Genomic DNA, 24,522 nt, shown 5'->3' with positions numbered 1-24,522 from the left:
CCAGCCAGGCTCCCAGCGGGGCCACCCGCACGCCGACGGGTTTAGAATCGGCATCATTCCCCACCTCGCCACCTCGCCACCCACTCCATGTCCGCACCCGACTCCGCCCTGCTTGGCGCCTGCCGCGACCGCCGCGCCCGYGTGCTGCAACAYCTGCGYGCCRGCGGYGGCGGCGTGGCCATCGTGCCCACCGCGSCCGARGCCATGCGCAAYCGYGACAGCGACTAYCCSTAYCGKCACGACAGCTATTTCTATTACCTGACCGGCTTCACCGAGCCCGAGGCGGTGCTGGTGCTGGTGGCCGGCGCGCCCGGGGAAGGCCCCGGCGCGGACCGCAGCATCCTGTTCTGCCGCCCCAAGCACGAGGAGCGCGAGATCTGGGATGGCTTCCGCCATGGCCCGGAAGGCGCGCGCGCCGCGTTCGGCCTGGACGAGGCGCACTCGGTGGAGGAAATCGACGCCCTGCTCCCGCCGCTGCTGGCCAATCGCGCCCAGGTGGCCTACCCGCTGGCCGCCTCGGCCGAGACGGACCTGAAGGTGCGCGGCTGGCTCGACGCCGTGCGCATGCAGGGCCGCGCCGGCGTGGCCGCACCGTCCGCCGCGCTCGACGTGCGCACTATCCTCGACGAAATGCGGCTGTTCAAGGACGCCGGCGAGGTGGCGATCATGCGCCGCGCGGGCGAGATCTCGGCCCAGGCGCACGTGCGGGCCATGCGCGCCTCGCGGGCCGGGTTGCGCGAATATCACCTCGAAGCCGAACTGCTCTACGAATTCCGTCGCCATGGCGCGCAGAGCGTGGCCTACAACTCGATCGTGGCCACCGGCCCGAACGCCTGCGTGCTGCACTACCGCGCCGGCCCGGCCGAATTGCGCGATGGCGACCTGTGCCTGATCGACGCCGGCTGCGAACTCGACGGCTATGCGTCGGACATCACCCGCACCTTCCCGGTCTCGGGCCGCTTCTCGCCCGCCCAGCGCGAGCTGTACGACCTGGTGGTGGCCGCGCAGGACGCCGCCATCGCCGAGACGCGCGCCGGCGTGCCGTACAACGTGCCCCACGACGCCGCCGTGAAGGTGCTGGCGCAGGGCATGCTCGACACCGGCCTGCTCGACCGCAACAAGGAAGGCACGCTCGACGACGTGCTGGCCAGCGGCAGCTATCGCCGCTTCTATATGCACCGCACCGGCCACTGGCTGGGCATGGACGTGCACGACGTGGGCGAGTACCGCGCGCCGGGCCCGCTGCCCGCCGGCCATGAGGGCGAGCGGCCGTGGCGGCCGCTGGAACCCGGCATGGTGCTGACCATCGAACCTGGTATTTACGTGCGCCCGGCTGAAGACGTGCCGGAGCGCTACTGGCATATCGGCATCCGGATCGAGGACGACGCGGTCGTCACCGCCGGCGACTGCGACCTGCTCACGCGCGGCGTGCCGGTCAAGGCCGATGACATCGAAGCGCTGATGCGCGACAACCTGGGAGACATCGCACGATGAAGACCCTGCTCCGCAAGCTGTTCAGCGGTGGCGGCACGCAACACACGCATTCCAGCAAGCCCGCAGCAGCGCGGCAAGTGGTGCCGGGCGAGCCGTTCGTGATCAATCTGTATGACGACCGCCTGGTCGTGCATCGTCCTGACGGCCAGCGCGAGGAACTCGCCTGGGACGCGCTGGAACGCGTGATCGTGCGCGTTTCCGACCGCGCGCCGTGGACCGGCGCCGCCTGGCTGATCCTGGCCGGCGACGCGGAGAGCAAGCAGGGCTGCGTGGCCCCGCTGGACGCCGCCAACGGCGATGCGCTGGTGGCGCACCTCCAGGCCCTGCCCGGCTTCCACCAGCAGAAGCTCGACAACGCGCTGCGCGATGCCGCCGCCGGCAAGTCGCGCACGGATGCCGTGCTGTGGAAGCGTGCCGCGGCGAATGCGGCGAATGCGGCCGATACGGCCCAATCCGGCGAGGAAGCTCCTGATGACAAGCCCCGTGACCCTCAGCACCACTCCCAGTCCCAGCCACAGTCCGGCGCCCAGCCCTGAGCCGTTCGACATCGCCATCGTCGGCGGCGGGCCCGTCGGCCTGGCGCTGGCGGCGCAGTTGCTGCGCACCACGCCGTGGCGGATCGTGCTGATCGATGCGGCCACGCCGGCCCGCGCCGCGCGGGACCCCCGGGCGATTGCGCTGTCGCACGGCAGCCGCCAGCTGCTCGAGCAGATTGGCGCGTGGCCGATGCCGGCGCAACCCATCGAGCACATTCACGTGTCGCAGCGCGGGCGCTTTGGCCACGTGAAACTGCATCACGACGACTACGGCGTGCCGGCGCTCGGCTATGTCGTGCGCTATGGCGACCTGTGCCAGACGCTGGAACGCGCGCTGGCTCGTGCCGCGGACGCCGCGCCGGGCCGCCTGGCGCGCCAGTTCGAGACGCGCATCGACGACATCGCGCAGGACACCAAGGCCGAGCGGCAGGAAGATGCCGCGCTGGTGCGGCTGACCGGCACCTCGCATGCCGATCAGGTCGGGCTGCCCATGGCGGTCACGGCGCGCCTCGCCGTGCAGGCCGAAGGCGGACTGTTCCACCAGCGCACGCAGCGGCTGGCGCGCAGCGCCGAAACCTCCCGGCGGCGCGACTACCAACAGACGGCCATCATCGGCCATGTGACGTGTACGCAACCGCGGCGAGGCTGGGCTTGGGAGCGCTTCACCGAGGAAGGGCCGCTCGCGCTGCTGCCGCATGACGAACACGGCACTGCCGGCTATGCGATGGTCTGGTGCTGCCCGCCCGATACGGCCATGCGGCGGCTCGCGCTGTCCGATGCCGAATTCGCCGCGGAACTGGGCGAGGCGTTCGGCTCGCGCATGGGCCGCTTCACGCTGGTGGGCAAGCGTCACGCGTTCCCGCTGGGGCTGAATGCGGCGCCGGTGACCGTCGATGGCCGCATCGCGGCGGTCGGCAACGCCGCCCAGACGCTGCATCCGGTGGCCGGACAAGGGTTGAACCTTGGCCTGCGCGATGCCTTCGCACTGGCTGACTCGCTGCGCGCCGGCTGCACGCCGCAGGCGTTGCAGGCCTTCGCCGGCCGCCACCGCGTGGACCGGGCGATGACCATCGGCGTGACCGACCTGCTGCCGCGTGTCTTCGGCATCGGCGGGCCGCTGGCGGCGCATGTGCGCGGGGCGTCGCTGGCAGCGCTGGCCTGCGTGGCGCCGCTCAAGGACGCGCTGGCGCGCCACATGATGTACGGCGCGCGCCGCTGATCCCTCGTGGGGGGCGGGCACCGTGCCACGCAGGCAAGGCCCGCCCCCTCATCCATGATATTTGCTCATTTCTTGGGCAACCCGGTCCGTTTGGCGGTAAAATCCCGCCCTCGCGCCTTCCCCCAGTACCCGTTTACCGAACGCGCCATGTGACGCAAAACCGTCACGTGCGCCTGTTCCATTCGCTATTCCTATCGTGCAGATCGGTCCGCATCGTCTTCGCAACAACCTGTTCGTCGCCCCCATGGCCGGGGTGACGGACCGGCCGTTCCGCCAGCTGTGCAAGCAGCTGGGTGCGGGCTACGCGGTGTCCGAGATGGTGGCGTCCAACGCCCAGCTCTGGAAGAGCGAGAAGACCATGCGCCGCGCCAACCACGCGGGCGAGGTGGAGCCGATCTCGGTGCAGATTGCCGGCGCCGAGCCGGGGATGATGGCCGAGGCGGCCCGCTACAACGTGGACCGGGGCGCGCAGATCATCGACATCAATATGGGCTGCCCGGCCAAGAAGGTCTGCAACGTGGCGGCCGGGTCGGCGCTGCTGCAGAATGAGCCGCTGGTGGTGCGCATCGTCGAGGCCGTGGTGGGTGCCGTGGGCGACCGCGTGCCCGTGACGCTGAAGATCCGCACCGGCTGGGACCGCGAGCACAAGAATGCGCTGCGCGTGGCGCGCCTGGTGGAAGACGCCGGCATCAGCATGCTGACGATCCACGGGCGCACCCGCGCGGACCTGTACCACGGCGAGGCCGAGTACGAGACGATTGCGGCGGTCAAGCAGTCGATCCGGATTCCCGTGGTGGCCAACGGCGACATCACGTCGCCGCAGAAGGCGCGCGAGGTGCTGGCCGCCACCGGCGCGGACGCGATCATGATCGGCCGCGCGGCGCAGGGCCGGCCGTGGCTGTTCCGCGAGATCGAACACTTCCTGGCGACGGGCGAGATGCTGCCGTCGCCCGAGGTGGCCGAGATCCGCGCGATCATGAACCATCACCTGGCCGACCACTACGCGTTTTACGGCGAGTTCACCGGCGTGCGCACCGCGCGCAAGCACATTGCCTGGTACACGCGCGGCCTCAAGGGCGCGAACCTGTTCCGGCATCGGATGAACACGCTGGAGTCCACCACGGCGCAGCTGGAGGCCGTGAACGCCTTCTTCGACGAGCAGGCGGCGATTTCCGACCGCCTGGTCTATGTGGAAGACGGCGACGCCACGGCCGAAGGCCAAGATAAGAACGCCGACAACAACAACAAGAACAAGGAATTGCTTGCCGCATGAGCCGCAACGCCATCGATCAATGCATCCGGGACAGCCTGGATACCTACTTTCGCGACCTGGACGGCGAAGAGCCGTCCAATATGTACAACATGGTGCTGGAGGCCGTGGAACGGCCCCTGCTGGAAGCCGTGATGGCGCGCGCAGAGCGCAACCAGTCGCTGGCGGCCGCCTATCTCGGCATCAATCGCAACACGCTGCGCAAGAAGCTGCAGCAACACGGTTTACTTTGAAGCGTTCCCCCAAGCCATGATCAAGCAAGCCCTTCTCTCCGTTTCCGACAAGACCGGCATCGTCGATTTCGCGCGCGACCTGAACGCGCTCGGCGTGGTGCTGCTTTCCACCGGCGGCACCGCCAAGCTGCTGGCCGACGCCGGCCTGCCCGTGACGGAGGTGGCCGACTACACCGGCTTTCCGGAAATGCTGGACGGCCGCGTGAAGACGCTGCACCCCAAGGTGCACGGCGGCATCCTGGCTCGCCGCGACCTGCCCGAGCACGTGGCCGCGCTGGCCGAGCACCAGATTCCCACCATCGACCTGCTGGTGGTGAACCTGTACCCGTTCCAGCAGACCGTGGCCAAGGATGACTGCACGCTGCCGGACGCCATCGAGAACATCGACATCGGCGGCCCGACCATGCTGCGCTCGGCGGCCAAGAACCACCGCGACGTGACCGTGATCGTGGACCCGGCCGACTACGCCGTGGTGCTGGACGAAATGCGCGCCAACGCCAACAGCGTCGGCTACGACACCAACTTCCGCCTGGCCACCAAGGTCTTCGCGCATACCGCCCAATATGACGGCGCGATCACAAACTACCTGACCAGCCTCGGCGCCGACAAGTCGCACCAGGCCCGCAGCGCCTATCCGAAGACGCTGAACCTGGCCTTCGAGAAGGTGCAGGAGATGCGCTACGGCGAGAACCCGCACCAGTCGGCTGCCTTCTACCGCGACCTGAAGGCCGTGGACGGCGCGCTGGCCAACTACGTGCAGCTGCAGGGCAAGGAGCTGTCGTACAACAACATCGCCGACGCGGACGCCGCGTGGGAGTGCGTGAAGTCGTTCGATGCCGCCAACGGCGCCGCCTGCGTGATCATCAAGCACGCCAACCCGTGCGGCGTGGCCGTGGGCGTGAACGCGCTGGAAGCCTACGACAAAGCCTTCAAGACCGACTCGACCTCGGCCTTCGGCGGCATCATCGCCTTCAACGTGGAACTGGACGAAGCCGCCGCGCAGGCCGTGGCGAAGCAGTTCGTGGAAGTGCTGATCGCCCCTTCGTTCAGCACGGCGGCCCGCAACGTGTTCGCGGCCAAGCAGAACGTGCGTCTGCTGGAGATTCCGCTGGGCAAGGGCGTGAACCAATACGACCTCAAGCGCGTGGGCGGCGGCCTGCTGGTGCAGGGTCCCGATGCGCGCAACGTGCAGCCGTCCGAGCTGCGCGTGGTGACGCGCCGCCATCCCACCCCGAAGGAAATGGACGATCTGATGTTCGCCTGGCGCGTGGCCAAGTTCGTGAAGTCGAACGCCATCGTGTTCTGCGGCGGCGGCATGACGCTGGGCGTGGGCGCGGGCCAGATGAGCCGCGTGGATTCCGCCCGCATCGCCAGCATCAAGGCGCAGAACGCCGGCCTGACCCTGGCGGGCTCCGCCGTGGCCAGCGACGCCTTCTTCCCGTTCCGTGACGGCCTGGACGTGGTGGTGGATGCAGGCGCAACCTGCGTGATCCAGCCGGGCGGCTCGATGCGCGACGACGAGGTGATCGCCGCCGCCGACGAGCGCAACATCGCCATGGTGCTGACCGGCACGCGCCACTTCCGGCATTGAGACGCGGCGGCGCATACTGAGGCGCCGGCCCTCTCCCCTCAGTGGGAGAGGGTCGGGGAGAGGGGTGGTCTAGCAAAGCACCACGACGAACGAAGCCCAAACAACACCATGCGCATCCTCGGCATCGATCCCGGCCTCCGCACCACCGGCTTTGGCGTGTTGGAAAAACACGGCAACAAGCTGGCCTACGTGGCCTCCGGCACCATCAAGAGCGACGGGAATTCCAGCCTCCCGGAGCGGCTCAAGACCCTTTACGACGGCATCTCCGAAGTCGCCCGCACCTATGCGCCCGACTGCGCGGCCATCGAGAAGGTCTTCGTCAACGTCAATCCGCAGTCCACGCTGATGCTCGGCCAGGCGCGCGGGGCCGCCATCTGCGGCCTTGTCGGCCATGGCCTGCCCGTGTTCGAGTACACCGCGCTCCAGTTGAAGGTGGCCGTGGTCGGCTATGGCCGGGCCAACAAGGAACAGGTGCAGGAGATGGTGATGCGGCTGCTGGCGCTGTCCGGCAGGCCGAGTTCCGATGCGGCCGATGCGCTCGGCGTGGCCATCTGCCATGCCAACGGCGGCGATACCCTCGGCACGCTGGCCGGCATGGCGCCCGACCTGGCCCGCAAGGGGCTGCGCGTACGGCGCGGGCGCCTGGTCGGGTAGTCCGGCGCCGGACAGGCCAACTCCGGCCTCTGCTCGTACAATCGGCGTTCCGCCCCATCCCATGAACGCCGCGCGATGTCCTTCCTTCCCCGCCTGACCCTTGCCTTTGCCACTGCCACCCTGATTGCGGGCTGCGCCACACCGCACCACGCACATAAGGACAAGGCGGCGGCCTCCACCGCGGCGGTCCCGGCGCCCGCCCCGGCCGCCCCGCCGGCCCCGAAAGCGCTGGTCATCGCCCATCGCGGCGCCAGCGCGCTGCGCCCGGAGCACACGCTGGCGTCCTACGCCAAGGCCATCGAGGACGGCGCCGACGTGATCGAGCCGGACCTCGTCATGACCCGCGACGGCGTGCTGGTCGCCCGCCACGAGAACGACATCACCGGCACCACCAATGTGGCCGAAGTGGCGGAGTTTGCCGACCGCAAGCGCATCAAGGTCATCGACGGGGAACGCCTGACCGGCTGGTTCACCGAGGACTTCACGCTGGCCGAGCTGAAGACGCTGCGCGCCCGCGAGCGCATTCCCAAGCTGCGCCCGCTCAACGCCAAGCTGAACGACCAGTTCGAGATTCCCACTTTCGACGAAATCCTGCGGCTGGCCTCGCAGGCGGCCATCAAGCGCGGCCGCCCGGTGGGGATCTACCCCGAGCTGAAGCACCCGAGCTACTTCCGGGGTATCGGCCTGCCGCTCGAGGAGAAAGTCGCCGCCGCGCTGCAGGCCAACGCCTACGCCCGCAGCGCGCCGGTCTTCGTCCAGTCGTTCGAAGTGGGCCCGTTGCGCACGATGAAGCGGCTGCTGGGCACCTCGATGCCGAACGTGAAGATCGTACAGCTGATTGGCAGCCCGTCCAGCCGCCCCGCCGACTGGCGCCTGGCCGGCGACACGCGCAACTACGCCGAGATGCTCACGCCACTGGGCCTGCGCGAAGTGGCGACCTACGCCAACGGCATCGGCCCCGAGAAGAGCAACGTGGTGCCACGCGACGCCCAGGGCGGGCTGGCCGCCCCCACGGCGCTGGTGACCAACGCCCACGCGGCCGGGCTGACGGTCCACCCGTACACGTTCCGGCCCGAGAACAGCTTCCTGCCGAAGCCGTTCCGGGTGGCCGGCGATGACGCCACGCGCAGCCCCAACGGCCTGGTGCGCGAAATCCAGGCCTTCTTGGCCGCCGGCGTGGATGGCGTCTTCACCGACGACCCGGCGCTGGGCCGCCGCGCCGTGGACAGCGCACCGGAGCGATAACCCGCAGCGATAACCGCCAGCGCGCCACCCGCACGCGCTACACTTGCCGGCAATTTCGTCACCCCACCCTGCCCACCATGATCGGTCGCATTGCCGGCACCCTGCTTGAGAAGAATCCCCCGCACCTGTTGGTCGACTGCCACGGCGTGGGCTATGAGATCGACGTGCCGATGAGCACGTTCTACAACCTGCCCGCCGTGGGCCAGCCGGTGACGCTGCTGACGCAGCAGATCGTGCGCGAGGATGCCAACCTGCTCTACGGCTTCGGCTCGGCGTCCGAGCGCAACACGTTCCGCGAGTTGATCAAGATCACCGGCATCGGCGCACGCATGGCGCTGGCCGTGCTGTCGGGGCTGTCCGTGAGCGAACTGGCGCAGGTCGTCACACTGCAGGAGGCAGGCCGGCTGACGCGGATTCCAGGCATCGGCAAGAAAACCGCCGAGCGGCTGCTGCTGGAACTCAAGGGCAAGCTGGGGGCCGAACTGGGCCACGCGCCGGGCGCCACGCCCGTCGCCGACAGCGCCGTGGACGTGCTCAACGCCCTGCTGGCGCTGGGCTACTCCGAGAAAGAGGCCGCGCTGGCCATCAAGCAGGTGCCGGCCGGCACGGGTGTGTCCGACGGCATCAAGCTGGCGCTGAAGTCGCTCTCGAAGGGCTAGCGAAGGGCTAGCGCGAGAGGCAGCCGGCGTAGAATGACGGCTGTCCCGCATTCCACCGCCATGATCGAAACCGACAAGCTCACCGGCGCCGAGCGCCAGCCCGAACGGGTTATCTCGGCCACCCCCGCCTCCGCCCGCGAGGAGGCCTTCGAGCGCGCCCTGCGGCCCAAGCTGCTGGACGAGTACGTCGGCCAGGAAAAGATCCGTGGCCAGCTCGACATCTTCATGCACGCGGCCCGCAACCGCCGCGAGGCGCTGGACCACGTGCTGCTGTTCGGCCCGCCGGGCCTCGGCAAGACCACGCTGGCCCACATCATCGCGCGCGAAATGGGCGTGAGCCTGCGCCAGACCTCCGGGCCGGTGCTCGAGCGCCCGGGCGACCTGGCCGCGCTGCTGACCAACCTCGAAGCCAACGACGTGCTGTTCATCGACGAAATCCACCGGCTCTCGCCGGTCGTCGAGGAAATCCTGTACCCGGCGCTCGAGGACTACCAGATCGACATCATGATCGGCGAAGGCCCGGCGGCCCGCTCGGTCAAGCTGGACCTGCAGCCGTTCACGCTGGTGGGTGCCACCACGCGCGCCGGCATGCTGACCAACCCGCTGCGCGACCGCTTCGGCATCGTGGCGCGGCTGGAGTTCTATACGGCCGAGGAACTGGCGCGCATCGTCACGCGCTCGGCCCAGTTGCTCAACGCGGTGATCGAGCCCCTGGGTGCGCTCGAGATAGCCCGCCGGGCGCGCGGCACGCCGCGTATCGCCAACCGGCTGCTGCGCCGCGTGCGCGATTACGCCGAGGTGAAGGGCGACGGCACGATCAGCCGCGAGACGGCCGATGCCGCGCTGGCGATGCTCGACGTGGACCGCGTCGGCTTCGACCTGATGGACCGCAAGCTGCTGGAAGCCGTGCTGCACAAGTTCGGCGGCGGCCCGGTGGGCGTGGACAACCTGGCGGCGGCCATCGGCGAGGAGCGCGACACCATCGAGGACGTGCTGGAGCCCTACCTGATCCAGCAGGGTTACCTGCAGCGCACACCGCGCGGCCGGGTGGCGACGGCGGCGGCGTACCGGCATTTCGGGCTCGCCACGCCGCAGGACGACTCCGGCAGCGATCTGCTTGAGACGCCCTGAGCGTCCCCTAAGCGTCCCCTAAGCGTCCGCTGAGCGTCCCCTAAGCCTCTCCCCAGACAAAATCGGCCGAATCCGGCCTGCTGCAGTGCGCAACGACCGCGCATTGCAGCCCGCCCCCGCCAGTTAAACGTTTTCGCGCACCGCTCCAAATTTTTTCGAAGTGGATTGCCCGCTTATGGCCGGTTGTCCACAATGGCTCCATCAGTTTCCACTTACAGCGCCCATTGCGCCAGAAAGGACTCAGAGCCATGATCCAGCGACCCATCCCGACCCTTGCCTTGCTTGCCAGCCTGCTCCTGGCCGCTGGCGCCGTGCATGCGCAGAAGACGCCTGCGCCGGTCGGCATCGCCGAGGAAGCCGTTATCAGCGGCAAGGTCGTCGATGTCGATGTCAACTCGAAGGCCGTGCTCGTGCAGGGGCCGAAGGGCAATATCGTCGAGATCGTGGGCGGCGACGAGGCCAAGAATATCGGCAACGTGCGCAAGGGTGACATCGTCACGCTGACGCGCGCGGCGGCCGTGGTGGCGGCGCTGGAGCCGCTCGACAGCAAGGACACCCCGCTGGTGGAGCAGGTGGAGCGCACCTCGCGCGCGGCCGAGGGCGGCAAGCCCGGCGTGATGCGCGAGATCACCACCACCATCACGGCGCAGATCACCAAGATCGATACCGCCAATCGCACCGTGACCTTCCGTGGCCCGCGCGAGACGCTGCGCACGGTCAAGGTCCGTGACCCGAACATCGACCTCACCAAGATCAAGCAGGGCCAGATGGCGAAGATCGTCGTGCGTGAGGTGGTCGCCATCACCGTGAAGTCGCCTAACGCCGGCTGAAGTCCGGTCCGAACCACCGGAAAGAGTCGAATGCAGTACTTTTCCCCATCAGGAGGTTGCATATGAATCGACGCCATTTCGTGACGCGGGTGACCGGATCGGGCCTGCTCGTGGCCACGGCCTTTGCCGCGGGCTGCACCACCACGGGTCCCAAGACGCCCGAGGACGCCGCCGCCAAGAAACAGGAAATCGACGCCGGCGTGGACGGCGCGCTGAACCGGCTCTACGCCTCGGTGGACGGCTCGCGCGAGCTGGCCAACCGTTCCCAGGGCATTCTGGTGTTCCCGCGCGTGATCGGCGGCGGGCTGGTCGTGGCCGGCGAGTACGGCGACGGCGCGCTGCGCTCGAAGGGCGCCACGGTGGGCTACTACCGCACGATCTCGGCCTCGTTCGGCTTCACCGCCGGCGGCCAGTCGAAAGCGGTGATCTTGATGTTCATGACGCCCGAGGCCTACAACAAGTTCGTGCAGTCCAGCGGCTGGACGGCCGGCGTGGACGGCAGCGTGGCGCTGGCCAAGATCGGCGCGAACGGCAAGCTGGATACCGTCACGGGCCAGCAGCCGGTGATCGGCTTCGTGCAGACCAACGCGGGGCTGATGTTCGATGCCTCGATCGACGGCTCCAAGATCAGCAAGCTGTCGCTCTGATCGACCTGGTTTTCCCATCCTCCAGGGTGTGTTGGCTCCCGGCTCCGGCCGGGAGTTTTCTTTTGCGGGCCCGGCGGGCCCGGCTTGCCGACACGTGTGGCGCCGCGCTGGCATAATCGCGCGAACCCCCGCACCGGAAGCGCTCCCGCCCATGCCCCCGCCCCTGTCCTCGCCCGAGTCTCACGCCACGCCCCTCCCTGCCGTCGATGCCGCGCACACTGGTCGCGTCTACCGCTACTACGACTTGGTCATGGTGGCCTTCGTCACGGTACTGCTCTGCTCCAACCTGATCGGCGCGGCCAAGGCGGCGCAGGTCACGCTACCCGTGATCGGCCCGGTCACCTTCGGCGCCGGCGTGCTGTTCTTCCCGATTTCGTACATTTTTGGCGACGTGCTGACCGAGGTCTACGGCTATGGCCGCGACCGCCGCGTGGTCTGGGCCGGCTTCACCGCGCTGGCCTTCGCCACGTTCATGAGCCTGGTGGTGCTGAAGATGCCGGTGGCGCCRTTCATGGCGGACTACCAGAAGAGCCTGGAGGATGTGTTCGGCAACACGTGGCGGATCGCGCTGGGGTCGCTGATCGCGTTCTGCTGCGGCAGCTTCACCAACAGCTACGTGCTGGCGAAGATGAAGCTGTGGAGCGGCGGGCGCTGGCTGTGGACGCGCACCATCGGCTCCACGCTGGCCGGGGAACTGGTCGATTCCTCGCTGTTCTACGTGATTGCCTTCTATGGCATCTGGCCGCTGGAGAAGGTGATCCAGGTGGCCGTGGCCCAGTACGTGCTGAAGACGGCCTGGGAAGTGGTCATGACGCCGGTCACCTACAAGGTGGTGGGCTTCCTGAAGCGGGCCGAGAACGAGGACTGGTTCGACCGGCACACCAACTTCACGCCGTTCCGGCTCAAGGTCTGAGCCTTCCGGGGTGGGCCCCCGGACGCGCGGCTAGGGCACGCGCTTGTCGACTTCGTCGAGCGCCAGCGCCTCCAGGTGGCTCACATCGCCCCATTGCAGCAGGGTCAGGTGCGCGCTGTCGCTGCGCAGGCGGTTGACGCTGGCGTTCAGCAGTTCGTGCTGGCGCGGCGCCTCGAGCGTCATGCCGGTGGCCTCGCGATACAGGCAGTCGAGCACGCCGCCGTGCGCCACCAGCGCGATGCGCTCGCCCGGATGCCGGCGCGACAGCGCCAGCGCGGCCTCGACCGCGCGCTCGTGGAACTCCAGCAGCGACTCGCCCTCGGGCGGCGCGTAGTCCGGCACGCGGGCCTGCCAGCGCGCGAAGTCCTCGGGGCGCTGCTCGGCCACTTCGGCATAGGTCATGCCTTCCAGGTCGCCGTAGCAGCGCTCGCGCAGGCGGGCGTCGGGCCGCATTTGCAGACCCAGCGTCTCGGCCAGCGGCATGGCGGTTTCCATGGCGCGGCCCAGGTCGCTCGAATAGATGGCGTCGATCGGCTCGCCGGCCAGCGCCTCGGCCAGCGCGGCCGCCTGGGCGCGGCCCACCTCGTTCAGCGGGATATCGAGCTGGCCCTGCAGGCGCCGCGCGCGGTTCCAGGCCGTCTCGCCATGACGGATCACGATCAGGTGGGTGTAGGCCAGCGACTGCGGCCCGGAGCTTTGCGACATGCCGGTTCCTTGGGGGCGACGGTTGCGCGCCGGGTCTGCGCCCGGCGTGCGGATGATTACCGGATCAGTTTCGGATTGAGCGTGTAGGTGCCGGTGAGCGAGGCTTCGGCCAGCACGTGGCCCTGGATGGCCTGGCGCACATCGGCGCCAGTGAAATGGCCTTCCACGGGCAGGCGTTCGATATCGAGCGCGTAGACCGTGAACACGTAGCGGTGCACCAGCGCGTCGTTCCAGGGCGGGCAGGGACCGTCGTAGCCGAAGTAGTGGCCCTTCATGTCCTCGTCGCCGGAAAACCACGCCGTGTAGTCGTTGGTGCCGTGGCGCAGGCCGCCGGCCACGGCCGTGCCGACCAGCGTGTCCGGGCCCGGCTTGCCGCGCGCGATCACGCCGTCGCTGTGCGTGCCGGCCGAGATCGTGTTCAGGCCCGGCGGTATGTCCACCAGCACCCAGTGGAAGAAGTCCGCGCGCGGCAGCGTGGCCGGCACTTCGCGGTCGGCCTGGTTCACGTCGTCGCCCACGCTCGGCACATCGGGATCATGGGCGACCAGCACGAACGAACGCGTCTCGGCGGGGAAACCGTCCCAATGCAGGTCCGGATTGCGATTGCTCGACAGCGCCACATGATTGGCGGCATCGGGCACGCAGAACGCAAACTCGCCCGGAATGGGCGCGTTGTCGGCAAATGCCTTGCTCCAGAGTTTCATGAGGATCTCCTTGGATGTGTCACGCCGTGCCGGCCGGCGGCACGCGCAGCCAGAACGTCACGGGGCCGTCATTGACGAGGCTGACCTGCATCATCGCGCCAAACTCGCCGGTTTCCACCGACGAATGCGCGGCGCGCGCGCGGGCCACGAAATGTTCATACAATCGCCTACCATCCTCGGGCGACGCCGCCGGCGTGAAGCTCGGCCGCGTGCCGCTGTTGGTATCGGCGGCAAGCGTGAACTGCGACACCACCAGCAGCCCGCCCGCCTTGCCCTGCCCGTCCATGTTCTGCACCGGCAGGTTCATCTTCCCCTCGGCGTCTGAAAACACGCGGTAGGCGAGCAGCTTGGCCAGCAGGCGCTCGGCCTGGGCCTCGGTGTCGCCGCGCTCGGCGCAGACCAGCGCCAGCAGCCCGGCGCCGATCTCGCCGGTGGTGCGGCCCGCCACGGTCACGCGGGCCTGCGCCACGCGCTGGATCAGGGCGATCATCGCGCCTTACACCAGGGTCACGCGCGCGAAGCGGCGCTTGCCCACCTGGACCACATAGGTGCCGGCGGCCACCTTTGTGGACTTGTCGCCGACCACGGAGCCGTCGATCTTGACGCCGCCCTGCTCGATATTGCGGTTGGCTTCCGAGGTGGACGGCACCAGGTTGGCCTGCTTCAGGAGTTGGGCGATGCCCAGCGGCGCGCCTTCCAGCGTCACCGCCGGGATGTCGTCCGGCACGCCGCCGCGCGCGCGGTGGTTGAAGTCCTCGAGCGCCTTCTCGGCATCGGCCGCGCTGTGGAAGCGCGTGACGATCTCCTGCGCCAGCGCCACCTTGCATTCGCGCGGGTTGCGGCCCAGCGCGATCTCCTGCTTCATCAGGTCGATCTCGCTCATCGGCCGGAACGACAGCAGCGTGAAGTACTGCCACATCAGGTCGTCCGAGATGCTCATCAGCTTGCCGAACATGTCGTTCGGGGCCTCGGCCACGCCGATGTAGTTGTTTTTCGACTTCGACATCTTCTCGACGCCGTCCAGCCCCACCAGCAGCGGCATGGTCAGGATGCACTGCGGCTCCTGGCCGTATTCCTTCTGCAGCTCACGGCCCACCAGCAGGTTGAACTTCTGGTCGGTGCCGCCCAGCTCGATATCGGCCTTGAGCGCCACGGAATCGTAGCCCTGCATGAGCGGATAAAGGAACTCATGGACCGAAATCGGAATCCCAGACCGGAACCGTTTGGTGAAGTCGTCGCGCTCCATCATCCGGGCGACGGTGTACTTGGCTGCCAGCTGGATCATGCCGCGCGCGCCGAGCGGGTCGCTCCACTCGCTGTTGTAGCGGATTTCGGTCCGGGCGGGGTCGAGCACCAGGCTGGCCTGGCGGTAGTAGGTCTGGGCGTTGGCCTCGATCTGCTCCCGGGTAAGCGGCGGCCGGGTGGCATTGCGGCCGGACGGATCGCCGATCGTGGAGGTGAAATCGCCGATCAGGAAGATCACCTGGTGGCCAAGGTCCTGGAGCTGGCGCAGCTTGTTCAGCACCACGGTGTGACCCAGGTGGATGTCCGGCGCGGTGGGGTCCAGGCCCAGCTTGATGCGGAGTGGCACCCCGGTGGCCTCGCTGCGGGCGAGCTTCTGGAGCCACTCGGCTTCGATCAACAGCTCGTCGCAGCCACGCTTGGTGATCTCCAGGGCCTGCATCACCGACGGCGTAAGTGGATATTTGGCCGCGGCGGCCGGGGTCACTTCAGACATGAGATAAGTCGTTGAAATAATTAAGGAATCGCCGACGGACAGCCGGTGTCGTTCTGGTATAATTCGCGCTTTGCGTCTGCCGGGGCAGCCCGGCGGCAACCGCCATTGTAGGCGGCTGACAAACATTGGCCCGCGCCGCAACCTCGGGGGAGGAAGGCAGACGAAGACACATCGTCGCGGCAGCGGAGCCCGGAATCAAGGTTGAATTTTACGTGATGTGGTCCAGTCTCCGCGAAGTTTTCGCGCGCGAGCTGGTGGTGCTTGTCGACCCGACCAACCCCCAGCATGCCCGGCGCCGGAAGCAACTCACCGTTGCTGTCGGCACCGTTTTCACGCTCGGCATGGCTGCCGCGATGGGCGTCGCCCCGCGCAATGCCTATGACGACCCCCAGGCGCCGAAGGTGCAGGAGACCATTCGCCTGCCCGACCTGCGCACCCAGCTCGAACAGCTCACCGAGAGCGATCCCGAAAGCCGCTATGTGCGCGAGGACCGCATGCAGCGCAGCGACACCCTGGCCACGCTGCTGCGCCGGCTGGGCGTGGAGGATCCCGACGCCCAGGCGTTCATCCTCAAGAACGCCACCGCGCGTGGGCTGCTCAACCTCGACGCCGGCCAGGCCGTGCAGGCCGAGATCGACGACCACAACCTGCTGGTGTCGCTCCAGGCCAACCTGGGCGGCGACGCCGCCGCCTCGCGCGAACTCGTGATCGAGCGCGTGGCGCCGAAGGCCGAGGGCGGCGACTACACCTACAAGGCGCGCGTCCAGTCCGTGGACAACGACGTGCACTACGAGATGGCTTCCGGCGGGATCGAGGCCGGCGGCTTCTTCAAGTCGATGGACAGCGCCAACGTGCCTGACGACATCGTCCAGAAGATGATCTCGATCTTCTCGGGCGTGATCGACTTCCACCACGACATCGCCAAGGGCGACCGCTTCCGCATCGTCTACGAGGCCGGTTTCCGCGACGGCGCCTTCGTGCGCAACGGCCGCGTGGTGGCCGTGGAGCTGATCAATCGCAACACATTGCATCAGGCGCTCTGGTACGCCCCGGAAGAAGGTGAAGCCGGCGCCTACTACACGTTCGACGGTCGCACCATGAAGCGGCCGTTCCTGCGTTCGCCGGTGGAGTTCTCGCGCGTATCGTCGGGCTTCGGCGGGCGTGACCATCCGCTCCACCACCAGTGGGCGCAGCACAAGGGTGTGGACTTCGCCGCGCCGCAGGGCACCAAGGTCATCGCCACCGGCGATGCCACGGTGGACTTCGTCGGCCAGCAGAACGGCTACGGCAACATCGTGGTGCTCCAGCACGCGGGCGGGTACTCGACGTACTACGCCCACCTGTCCGGCTTTGCCGGGCTGCGCCAGGGCCAGCACGTGAGCCAGGGCCAGGTGATCGGCTATGTCGGCGCCACCGGCTGGGCCACCGGGCCGCACCTGCACTACGAATTCCGCTTCAACGACGTGCCGCAGAACCCGCTCACCATCACCCTGATGGAAGCGCCGGCGCTGACCGGCAAGTCGCGCACGCAGTTCCTGACCTATACCAGCGCGATGTTGAGCCGCATCAACATGCTGCGCACCTACAACGTCCTGACCGCCAGCAACTGACCATGTCCGTGCCCCCGGCAAGCAGCGAGCGATTTATCGGCCTGATGTCGGGCACCAGCATGGATGGCGCGGATGGCGTGCTCGTCGATTTTTCCGGCGCGCACCCCGTCGTGCTGGCGGCGGCGCACACCCCCTTTCCCCAGCCGTTGCGCGAGGCGTTCGGCGCCTTGCAGCAGCCGGGCGACGATGAGATCCATCGCGAGGCGCTGGCCGCCAACGCGCTCGCCAGCGTCTATGCCGAGTGCGTGGCGACGCTGCTGCGGCTCGCCGATGCCCGCCCGGCATCGGTCGCGGCCATCGGCGCGCACGGCCAGACCATCCGCCATCGCCCCGGTCTTTATGACGGCACCGGCTACACACGGCAGAGTCAGCATCCGGCGCTGCTGGCCGAGTTGACCGGCATCGACGTGATCGCCGACTTCCGCAGCCGCGACGTGGCGGCCGGCGGCCAGGGCGCGCCCCTCGTGCCCGCTGTGCACGCGGCGCTGTTCGGCGCGCCGGACGAGACCCGCGTGGTCTGCAACATCGGCGGCATCTCCAATATCAGCATCCTGCCGGCAACGGCCAGCGGTCGCCCGGTCACCGGGTTCGACTGCGGCCCCGGCAACGCGCTGCTCGACGACTGGATCCACCGCCATCGCGGCCTGCCCTACGACGACAATGGCGCCTGGGCCGCGAGCGGCACGGTGGATGCGGCGCTGCTGGCGCAGTGCCTGACCGAGCCCTATTTCAGCGCGCCGCCGCCCAAGAGCACCGGGCGCGATCTGTTCCACCCGGGCTGGCTGCAGGCGCTGCTGGCCACGCGCGGCGACCGGCAGCCGCCCGCCGCCGACGTGCAGGCCACGCTGGCGACGCTGACGGCCACCGCCATCGCGCGCGACGTGCAGACGCATGCCGCCGATGCGCGCCGGCTCATCGTCTGCGGCGGCGGCGCCCGCAATGGCTATGTGATGGCTGAACTCGCGCGGCTGCTTCCGGGCGTGGCCGTGCAGACGACCGATGATTTCGGCGTGCCGGTCCTGGAGGTGGAGGCACTCGCCTTCGCCTGGCTGGCGCGGCAATGCGTGCGGCGCGCGCCCGGCAACGTGCCCACGGTTACCGGCGCGGCCGGCCCGCGCGTGCTTGGGGCGATCTATCCGCGTTGAGGTCGCGCGTTGATTGCCAGGAATCGACAGGCAACAAAAAAGCGCACCGAAGTGCGCTTTTTTATCGACCGAAACCGGGATCAGGCCGAGAACGACGAGCCGCAACCGCAAGTGGTCGAGGCATTCGGGTTCTTGATCACGAACTGCGCGCCGTTGATGTCTTCCTTGTAGTCGATCTCGGCGCCCACCAGGTACTGGTAGCTCATCGAGTCGATCAGCAGCATCACGCCGTTCTTGACCATCGTGGTGTCGTCTTCGTTGACGTCTTCGTCAAACGTGAAGCCGTACTGGAAGCCAGAGCAGCCGCCGCCCTGCACGAATACGCGCAGCTTCAGCTCGGCATTGCCCTCTTCCTCGATCAACTGCTTGACCTTGTCGGCGGCGCTGTCGGTAAAGACGAACGGTGCCGGCACGTCCTCGGTTACGGGTGCCTCAGCGACTGCGTTCATGGGGATTCTCCTATTTAGATACGCCGTATTCTAAGCGCTACTTCGAAATCGTGCCGAACCCATTAAATTTCAAGGGCTTCTAGGCGTTCACGTCACATCCATCGACAAACAATCAGGCCGCGGCGCCTGCGTTCTCGGGTGTGGCCTTGGCCGACACCTCTTCGGCCTCGGTTTCGGACGTGTTCGATTCCACTGGCGTCTCTTGATTGACCTCGGCGGCCGGCACATGGTTCGGCAAGGCGCGCACCTCGCCCTGCCCGATTGGCACGAGACGGCCTTCGACGATGGCGCCCTGGTGCATTTCCAGCGCCGCATAGTGCACTTCACCGTAGACGCGCGCATGGGGCTGCAGTTCGAGCAGTTCGCTGGCGCTCACCGGGCCGGTCACAGTGCCGTTGAGGATCAGGTGCCCGACGCGCACTTCGCCCTCGACTGCGCCCTTCTCGCTGATGACGAGCATGCTGCGCTGCGCGTCCGATGCCAGCACGTTGCCGCGCACGCGGCCATCCAGGCGCAGGCCGCCCGCGAACGTGACATCGCCCTCGATGGTGGCGTCCTGGCCGATCAGGGTGTCGATCGACAGGCCTTTCTTCTTCGAAAACAACATGATCCCTCTCCTTGTTCGGGTCCTACGGCGTTGCCGACTGCGCCGCGCGGACCTGTCCGTTCTGCACGATACGGACCGATACGGCACGTACCTCGGCGCCCTTGGGAATCGCCAGGTCGCCCTCGATACGCTGGTAATGCGTGAGGCGCACCGCCGGTAACGGCGCCTCTTTCGGATTCGGCAGTGTCATGGTTAACGGCTGCCCAGCCCGGACTGCTGAAATTGTGAATTGTAGATCACCTTTGAATTCGGGCTGCTCGACAAATGCCTTCGAACCGCCCTGCATCACGAGCAGGCGATAGTGCACGGCCTGGGGCTGTGCTTCGTCGATGACCACGCGGAAACTGCGCACGTGGATGCCAGACGTATCGCCGGTGGCCGGCAGCAGCGCCTCGAAGAACCCAAGGTCTTCCTTGAGCTGGCTTACCTCGGCCTCTGCCGACTTCAGTTGCTGCACCAGACGCTCGCGCTCGGCGCGGGCCATCTCGAGACGGGCCTCCGGGGTGTTCGCGCTGGTAAGCAGTTGGTCGCGCTCGGCGGTCACCTCGGCCAGTTGCACACGCAACGCGGCATTGGCCGCCACGAGTGCCGTATCCGTTGGCGCGGCAGGTTGACGCATGGCATGGCCGGCATCGATGGCCCAGACCACGGCGAGTCCAAGCCCGATCGCCAGCACCAGCGCCCAGATCCACACACGCCACGGCCGATGCACACGAATCACGGCCCGCGAAGCGCGCAATCCCCGGCGCGGTCGCAGTGGCCGGTACTTCAGGCCCATGACACCATCGTTCGTCCTCTCATTCGCAGGCCCGTGATTGTATCTCCGAGCCGCCATTGTGCCGATCAATGTATGACATCTGAGACACCTTCGCCAGAAAAGTGGTGATTTCTGCACCACGCAGACGAAAAAAAACCGCACGACAGAGCGTGCGGTTTTTCCGGATTCGACAGATCCGCCAGAGCGGACCTGCGAAAGCGCATCAGCGCTTCGAGAACTGCTTCCGGCGACGTGCCTTGTGCAGACCGACCTTCTTACGTTCCACTTCACGTGCATCGCGCGTGACGAAACCAGCCTTCGACAGCGTCGGCTTCAGCGTGGCGTCGTAGTCGATCAGGGCGCGGGTGATGCCGTGGCGCACTGCGCCAGCCTGGCCCGTTTCGCCACCGCCGGTCACGTTGACCTTGATGTCGAACGTTTCGGCGTGGGTGGTCAGTTCCAGCGGCTGACGCACGATCATCAGCGAGGTTTCGCGAGCGAAGTACTCGTTGATGGGCTTGCCGTTGACGACGATTTCACCCTTGCCCGACTTGATGAAGACACGAGCCACAGCGCTCTTGCGGCGGCCAGTACCGTAATTCCAGTTACCGATCATGGATTGGCCTCCTTAGATGTCGAGCGTCTTGGGTTGCTGTGCCTCATGCGGATGATCGGCTTCGGCGTAAACCTTCAGCTTCTTGATCATTGCATAGCCCAGCGGACCCTTCGGCAGCATGCCCTTGACAGCTTTTTCCAGGGCGCGGCCCGGGAAACGCTGCTGCATCTTGCCGAACGTCGTTTCGTAGATACCGCCCGGGTAACCCGAATGGCGATAGTACTTCTTGTCCGTTTCCTTGGTACCCGTGACACGCAGCTTGGCTGCGTTGACGATGACGATGTAATCGCCCGTGTCGACGTGCGGAGTGAATTCCGGCTTGTGCTTGCCGCGCAGTCGGCGTGCCACTTCGCTGGCAACACGGCCGAGGACCTTGTCCGTCGCGTCAATCACGTACCAGTCGCGCTTTACCTCATGAGGCTTGGCGGAAAAGGTCTTCATGATTTTTCCTGACTATTGAATACTGCCCGATGTGACGGTCGCCGTTTTAGCGTCCTGTCGTTCGGCCGGCCCTTGGGACCTGACCTTCCTGCTTGTGTTTGCAGGCTCTCCCTGATTCCTTTTCCGGGGGCAATGACCGGAAAAGCCTGCGATTATACTCGGGGAATGCGATGGCGCACAAGCAAAGTCGTGGCTTTTCGTCAAGCCCCCTGCATCACATGGAAGCCGGGGACGAAATGTGGACGTAAGTGGACGAAAAAAAACCCAAGTCGGTTGGACTTGGGTTTGAATCCACCAAAGGAGGAGGGTGGAGGAGACACTGGTAGATCGACGGGGCGGCGGGCGGTGCGGAGGGCTTTCGCTTTCGCACTCTGGCGCGCCAGATGCGCCGTCGTTCAATGAACTGAATTATACATAGCGGCCGTCGCAACGCAAGAAAATTTGCAGTGCGAAATCGCATTGCACATTGCGCAATGCTTTAGTAGCCTCTTGCAAATGTTTGTCTTTCTTAAAAATCAAAGACTTACCCTCGATGTGATGCTGAGTCATCGGCGCCACAATAGAGGATTCCCTCAGAATCCCAAGGGAAATCCCTCGCCTCGGGCACGATCCGCCGATGCCATATACTGACGAAATGCAAGATTCGTGATTGCGCGGACGTGAGCGCGAAAACACATTCGTAAACCCAGGAACGAACAAAATGGAATGCAAAGTGACATGGATGGGCCCGGAAGGCATGAGCTTCGTGGCCCAGACCGGCAGCGGCCATATCGTGGCGATGGACGGCGCGCCCGATGGCGGTGGCAACAACCTGGCGCCGCGTCCCATGGAGATGGTGCTGCTCGGCACCGGCGGCTGCACGGCCTATGACGTGGTGCTGATCCTCAAGCGTGGCCGCCAGGACGTGCGCGGCTGCACGGTAAAGCTCGAAGCCGAGCGCGCCAACGAGGACCCGAAGGTCTTCACGCGCATCAACTTCCACTTCACGGTGACGGGCCGCAACCTGAACCCGACCACGGTGGAGCGCGCGATCACGCTGTCGCACGACAAGTACTGCTCGGCCTCGATCATGCTGGCCAAGACCGCCGAGATCACGCACACGATGGAAATCGTCGAGGGCTGAACGCCCTGACGTCAGGAAGAGAGAGCAAAGCAGGCCGATAAGCCGGATTCTGTGCGCGCGGCCCGCCTTGCGGCGCGCTGCGCGTGACAACCATTCCTCTAGGCCGACCGTTACCGGCCGGCTCCAGCTCCCTACCCGCAGACTCAGCGGGCCGCCTCATCGTCTGCCTATTTGGGATTGCTCCGGGTGGAGGTTACCGCGTTTCACCCTTCCCGCCAGGCGAACCCGGCGGCAAGACTCGTCTCTGTGGCCCTATTCCGCACGTTACCGTGGATGGCTGTTAGCCAACACCCTGCCCTGTGGAGTCCGGACTTTCCTCCCCTTGCCCCTTGCGAGACAAGCAGCGATTGTCTGGCCTGCTTTGCGGCCCGCAGTCTACCACCGAACTCAGCGGATCTGGCGCCCGGGGCGGAACACGGCCGTATCGTCGTAGAACGACGGCGCATCGTTCTCATCGCACCAGCCTGGAATGCCCAGCACCGGCAGCGGCGCGAAGCAGCGGCCGGCGCGCAGTGTGCCCTGCCCGGCTGCCTCGGCCAGCGATTCGGCCAGTTTCCGGTCGATGACCGCGCGCGGCGTGCCGGGCGGCATCGGCAGCCACCATGCGTGGGCCGTGATCGACTTGTAGGGCTGCACCAGCTTCTCCAGCAAGGCGTGGCCGAACGGGACGACCGTGCAGGCGCTGCCCCATGCGGCGCGCGCCGCCACGAACAGCGTGTGCCACGCAAACCCTTGCAGCGCCTGGGCCAGCCGGGTGTCCTCGGTCAGGAAGATCACCGCGTTTTCGTCGAATAGCGTCGCGGCATCGCGCAGGCGGCCGCGCACGGGCAGCACGCCATCACGGGCGATGGCCTCGGCCTGGAGCCGGTTCAGCACGGCCTTGGTCGCGGGGAAATGGAGCCAGATCAGCGCGTTGAACGCGTCGTGGAGGTTGTCGCGCGTGGGAACGTGGCCGGTGGCGTGGATATGCGCCTCATAGGCCACCCCATCGGGGAGGTCAGACTGGGGGACGAAGCACAGTGGCTGGTCGTTGGCGTTCGCCAGCCCGGCGGCGGCAGCTTGTTCGTTGAGCGCCGCGCGAGAATCGGCGGCGGAGAGCGCGACCCCGGACGCGGCGAATGGCCGGAACCACGGCCGCGCCCAGTCGATGCCAGGCAAGTCGCTTATTGCGCCTTCCAGCGCAGGGTCTCGCCGGCGCGCAGCGGCACCAGCGTGGTGTCGCCATACGGCAGTTCCGCCGGCAACYCCCAGTCTTCGCGCGACAGCGTGAGCGTGCCGGTGTTACGCGGCAGGCCGTAGAACGCCGGGCCGTGGAAGCTGGCGAAGCCTTCCAGCTTGTCGAGCGCGCCGGCAGTATCGAACGCTTCGGCGTACAGCTCCATCGCATGCAGTGCCGTGTAGCAGCCCGCGCAGCCGCAGGCGTGTTCCTTCAGGCCGCGTGCATGCGGCGCGCTGTCCGTGCCGAGGAAGAACCGCGCGCTGCCGGAGGTGGCCGCCTTGACCAGCGCCTCGCGATGGGTCTCGCGCTTGAGTACCGGCAGGCAGTAGTAATGCGGGCGGATGCCGCCGGTGAAGATCGCATTGCGGTTGTACAGCAGGTGGTGCGCGGTGATCGTCGCCCCGACCGGGCCTTCGGCCTCGGCCACGTACTGGGCCGCGTCCTTGGTGGTGATGTGCTCGAAGACCACCTTCAGCTCCGGGAAATCCTTGCGCAGCGGCCGCATCACGCGGTCGATGAACACGGCTTCGCGGTCGAAGATGTCGATGTCGCCATCGGTCACTTCGCCGTGCACCAGCAGCGGCAGGCCGGCGCGCTGCATGGCTTCCAGCGTGGCGGCGCAGCGGCGGATATCAGTCACGCCGGCGTCGCTGTTGGTGGTGGCGCCGGCCGGGTACAGCTTCACCGCGTGGATGAAGCCGCTCGCCTTGGCGGCGACGATTTCCTCGGCGGGCAAGTTGTCGGTCAGGTACAGCGTCATCAGCGGCTCGAACGCCATGCCGGACGGCAGCGCGGCCAGGATGCGCGCGCGGTAGGCGGCAGCCTGCTCCACCGTGGTCACGGGCGGCTTCAGGTTCGGCATGATGATCGCGCGGCCGAACTGGCGCGCGGTGTCCGGCAGCACGGCGGCCAGCGCCGCGCCGTCGCGCAGGTGCAGGTGCCAGTCGTCCGGGCGGGTGATGGTGAGCGTCTGGGTCATAGCTGGA

General features: G+C 67.2%; 27 protein-coding genes and 1 other RNA gene. 16 read left to right on the top strand and 12 right to left on the bottom strand.

The annotated features are described in order from the left end of the window. Positions 1–87: 87 nt before the first annotated feature. The 13 genes from AC1DEL_RS12670 to AC1DEL_RS12610 all read left to right on the top strand — a co-directional run bounded on the left by AC1DEL_RS12670 (position 88) and on the right by AC1DEL_RS12610 (position 12,422). Positions 88–1,494, top strand: coding sequence for an aminopeptidase P N-terminal domain-containing protein (locus tag AC1DEL_RS12670; protein WP_477159092.1), 1,407 nt, complete (start codon positions 88–90; stop codon positions 1,492–1,494). Then, the gene (locus AC1DEL_RS12665) at positions 1,491–2,030 is read left to right on the top strand and encodes a hypothetical protein (RefSeq protein WP_255370716.1); all 540 of its coding nucleotides are present in this window, start codon (positions 1,491–1,493) and stop codon (positions 2,028–2,030) included. Before AC1DEL_RS12670 ends, AC1DEL_RS12665 begins: the two co-directional genes overlap by 4 nt. Next, positions 1,966–3,249 (top strand): UbiH/UbiF/VisC/COQ6 family ubiquinone biosynthesis hydroxylase, encoded by a 1,284-nt coding sequence (locus AC1DEL_RS12660; RefSeq protein ID WP_477125814.1) that lies wholly within the window; start codon positions 1,966–1,968, stop codon positions 3,247–3,249. Before AC1DEL_RS12665 ends, AC1DEL_RS12660 begins: the two co-directional genes overlap by 65 nt. A gap of 196 nt (positions 3,250–3,445) precedes the next feature. Continuing rightward, entirely contained in the window at positions 3,446–4,522 is a 1,077-nt protein-coding gene (dusB, locus tag AC1DEL_RS12655) for a tRNA dihydrouridine synthase DusB (protein WP_092291919.1), read from the top strand. After that, positions 4,519–4,752: a Fis family transcriptional regulator gene (locus AC1DEL_RS12650; protein ID WP_092291917.1), complete on the top strand. Its 234-nt coding sequence runs from the start codon at positions 4,519–4,521 to the stop codon at positions 4,750–4,752. Before dusB ends, AC1DEL_RS12650 begins: the two co-directional genes overlap by 4 nt. A 16-nt stretch (positions 4,753–4,768) precedes the next feature. After that, on the top strand, positions 4,769–6,343 hold the full coding sequence (purH, locus tag AC1DEL_RS12645) for a bifunctional phosphoribosylaminoimidazolecarboxamide formyltransferase/IMP cyclohydrolase (protein WP_477125813.1): 1,575 nt from the start codon (positions 4,769–4,771) through the stop codon (positions 6,341–6,343). 108 nt (positions 6,344–6,451) lie between these two features. Further along, a complete protein-coding gene (gene ruvC / locus AC1DEL_RS12640) occupies positions 6,452–6,997 on the top strand; it encodes a crossover junction endodeoxyribonuclease RuvC (RefSeq protein WP_092291913.1) in 546 nt (181 codons plus the stop codon). Between the two features lie 75 nt (positions 6,998–7,072). Continuing rightward, positions 7,073–8,242, top strand: a complete 1,170-nt coding sequence (locus AC1DEL_RS12635) for a glycerophosphodiester phosphodiesterase (RefSeq protein ID WP_092291911.1) — start codon at positions 7,073–7,075, stop codon at positions 8,240–8,242. A gap of 77 nt (positions 8,243–8,319) precedes the next feature. Further along, positions 8,320–8,901: a Holliday junction branch migration protein RuvA gene (gene ruvA, locus AC1DEL_RS12630; RefSeq protein WP_092291909.1), complete on the top strand. Its 582-nt coding sequence runs from the start codon at positions 8,320–8,322 to the stop codon at positions 8,899–8,901. Between the two features lie 60 nt (positions 8,902–8,961). Beyond that, positions 8,962–10,032, top strand: coding sequence for a Holliday junction branch migration DNA helicase RuvB (gene ruvB, locus AC1DEL_RS12625; protein ID WP_092292147.1), 1,071 nt, complete (start codon positions 8,962–8,964; stop codon positions 10,030–10,032). 248 nt (positions 10,033–10,280) lie between these two features. After that, positions 10,281–10,862, top strand: a complete 582-nt coding sequence (locus AC1DEL_RS12620) for a hypothetical protein (protein ID WP_092291907.1) — start codon at positions 10,281–10,283, stop codon at positions 10,860–10,862. Between the two features lie 62 nt (positions 10,863–10,924). Further along, positions 10,925–11,509, top strand: coding sequence for a BPSL1445 family SYLF domain-containing lipoprotein (locus tag AC1DEL_RS12615; protein WP_092291905.1), 585 nt, complete (start codon positions 10,925–10,927; stop codon positions 11,507–11,509). Positions 11,510–11,759: 250 nt separating this feature from the next. Then, the gene (locus tag AC1DEL_RS12610; RefSeq protein WP_255370731.1) at positions 11,760–12,422 is read left to right on the top strand and encodes a queuosine precursor transporter; all 663 of its coding nucleotides are present in this window, start codon (positions 11,760–11,762) and stop codon (positions 12,420–12,422) included. A 30-nt stretch (positions 12,423–12,452) separates the two neighbouring features. Here the strand turns inward: AC1DEL_RS12610 and AC1DEL_RS12605 are convergent, their stop codons facing one another. From AC1DEL_RS12605 to tyrS, 4 genes are read right to left on the bottom strand one after another with little or no spacing between them, the layout of a single operon-like run. Continuing rightward, the gene (locus tag AC1DEL_RS12605) at positions 12,453–13,127 is read right to left on the bottom strand and encodes a histidine phosphatase family protein (protein ID WP_477125812.1); all 675 of its coding nucleotides are present in this window, start codon (positions 13,125–13,127) and stop codon (positions 12,453–12,455) included. A 56-nt stretch (positions 13,128–13,183) separates the two neighbouring features. Then, entirely contained in the window at positions 13,184–13,831 is a 648-nt protein-coding gene (locus tag AC1DEL_RS12600) for a YbhB/YbcL family Raf kinase inhibitor-like protein (RefSeq protein ID WP_092291901.1), read from the bottom strand. Between the two features lie 19 nt (positions 13,832–13,850). After that, positions 13,851–14,321, bottom strand: a complete 471-nt coding sequence (gene dtd, locus AC1DEL_RS12595; protein ID WP_092291899.1) for a D-aminoacyl-tRNA deacylase — start codon at positions 14,319–14,321, stop codon at positions 13,851–13,853. Positions 14,322–14,327: 6 nt separating this feature from the next. Continuing rightward, the gene (gene tyrS, locus AC1DEL_RS12590; protein WP_092291897.1) at positions 14,328–15,569 is read right to left on the bottom strand and encodes a tyrosine--tRNA ligase; all 1,242 of its coding nucleotides are present in this window, start codon (positions 15,567–15,569) and stop codon (positions 14,328–14,330) included. 215 nt (positions 15,570–15,784) lie between these two features. Here tyrS and AC1DEL_RS12585 point away from each other — a divergent pair, with 215 nt between their 5' ends. Both AC1DEL_RS12585 and AC1DEL_RS12580 read left to right on the top strand, forming a co-directional pair. Further along, positions 15,785–17,179 (top strand): peptidoglycan DD-metalloendopeptidase family protein, encoded by a 1,395-nt coding sequence (locus AC1DEL_RS12585; RefSeq protein ID WP_477125811.1) that lies wholly within the window; start codon positions 15,785–15,787, stop codon positions 17,177–17,179. A 2-nt stretch (positions 17,180–17,181) separates the two neighbouring features. Then, positions 17,182–18,324, top strand: a complete 1,143-nt coding sequence (locus tag AC1DEL_RS12580; RefSeq protein ID WP_477125810.1) for an anhydro-N-acetylmuramic acid kinase — start codon at positions 17,182–17,184, stop codon at positions 18,322–18,324. Between the two features lie 80 nt (positions 18,325–18,404). Here AC1DEL_RS12580 and erpA read toward each other — a convergent pair whose 3' ends face one another. From erpA to rplM, 5 genes are all read right to left on the bottom strand, one after another. Continuing rightward, entirely contained in the window at positions 18,405–18,773 is a 369-nt protein-coding gene (gene erpA / locus AC1DEL_RS12575) for an iron-sulfur cluster insertion protein ErpA (protein WP_092291891.1), read from the bottom strand. Positions 18,774–18,885: 112 nt separating this feature from the next. Beyond that, positions 18,886–19,380: a bactofilin family protein gene (locus AC1DEL_RS12570; RefSeq protein WP_092291889.1), complete on the bottom strand. Its 495-nt coding sequence runs from the start codon at positions 19,378–19,380 to the stop codon at positions 18,886–18,888. 22 nt (positions 19,381–19,402) lie between these two features. Beyond that, on the bottom strand, positions 19,403–20,158 hold the full coding sequence (locus AC1DEL_RS12565) for a DUF6776 family protein (protein ID WP_092291887.1): 756 nt from the start codon (positions 20,156–20,158) through the stop codon (positions 19,403–19,405). 202 nt (positions 20,159–20,360) lie between these two features. Further along, the gene (gene rpsI / locus AC1DEL_RS12560; protein WP_092291885.1) at positions 20,361–20,753 is read right to left on the bottom strand and encodes a 30S ribosomal protein S9; all 393 of its coding nucleotides are present in this window, start codon (positions 20,751–20,753) and stop codon (positions 20,361–20,363) included. Positions 20,754–20,765: 12 nt separating this feature from the next. Further along, entirely contained in the window at positions 20,766–21,194 is a 429-nt protein-coding gene (gene rplM, locus AC1DEL_RS12555) for a 50S ribosomal protein L13 (protein WP_092291883.1), read from the bottom strand. 700 nt (positions 21,195–21,894) lie between these two features. Here rplM and AC1DEL_RS12550 point away from each other — a divergent pair. After that, a complete protein-coding gene (locus tag AC1DEL_RS12550; protein WP_092291881.1) occupies positions 21,895–22,317 on the top strand; it encodes an OsmC family protein in 423 nt (140 codons plus the stop codon). Positions 22,318–22,339: 22 nt separating this feature from the next. Here AC1DEL_RS12550 and rnpB read toward each other — a convergent pair. The 3 genes from rnpB to pyrC all read right to left on the bottom strand — a co-directional run bounded on the left by rnpB (position 22,340) and on the right by pyrC (position 24,515). Next, positions 22,340–22,680, bottom strand: an RNA gene (gene rnpB / locus AC1DEL_RS12545) — RNase P RNA component class A. A 24-nt stretch (positions 22,681–22,704) separates the two neighbouring features. After that, positions 22,705–23,475, bottom strand: coding sequence for a DUF3025 domain-containing protein (locus AC1DEL_RS12540; protein WP_477125809.1), 771 nt, complete (start codon positions 23,473–23,475; stop codon positions 22,705–22,707). 5 nt (positions 23,476–23,480) lie between these two features. Continuing rightward, positions 23,481–24,515: a dihydroorotase gene (gene pyrC, locus AC1DEL_RS12535; protein ID WP_477159091.1), complete on the bottom strand. Its 1,035-nt coding sequence runs from the start codon at positions 24,513–24,515 to the stop codon at positions 23,481–23,483. Positions 24,516–24,522 lie beyond the last annotated feature (7 nt).

The organism is Cupriavidus sp. 10L43_2 (assembly GCF_056395265.1).
The sequence above is the reverse complement of the archived record's forward strand: the minus strand, read 5'-3'. Positions and strand labels throughout refer to the sequence as shown.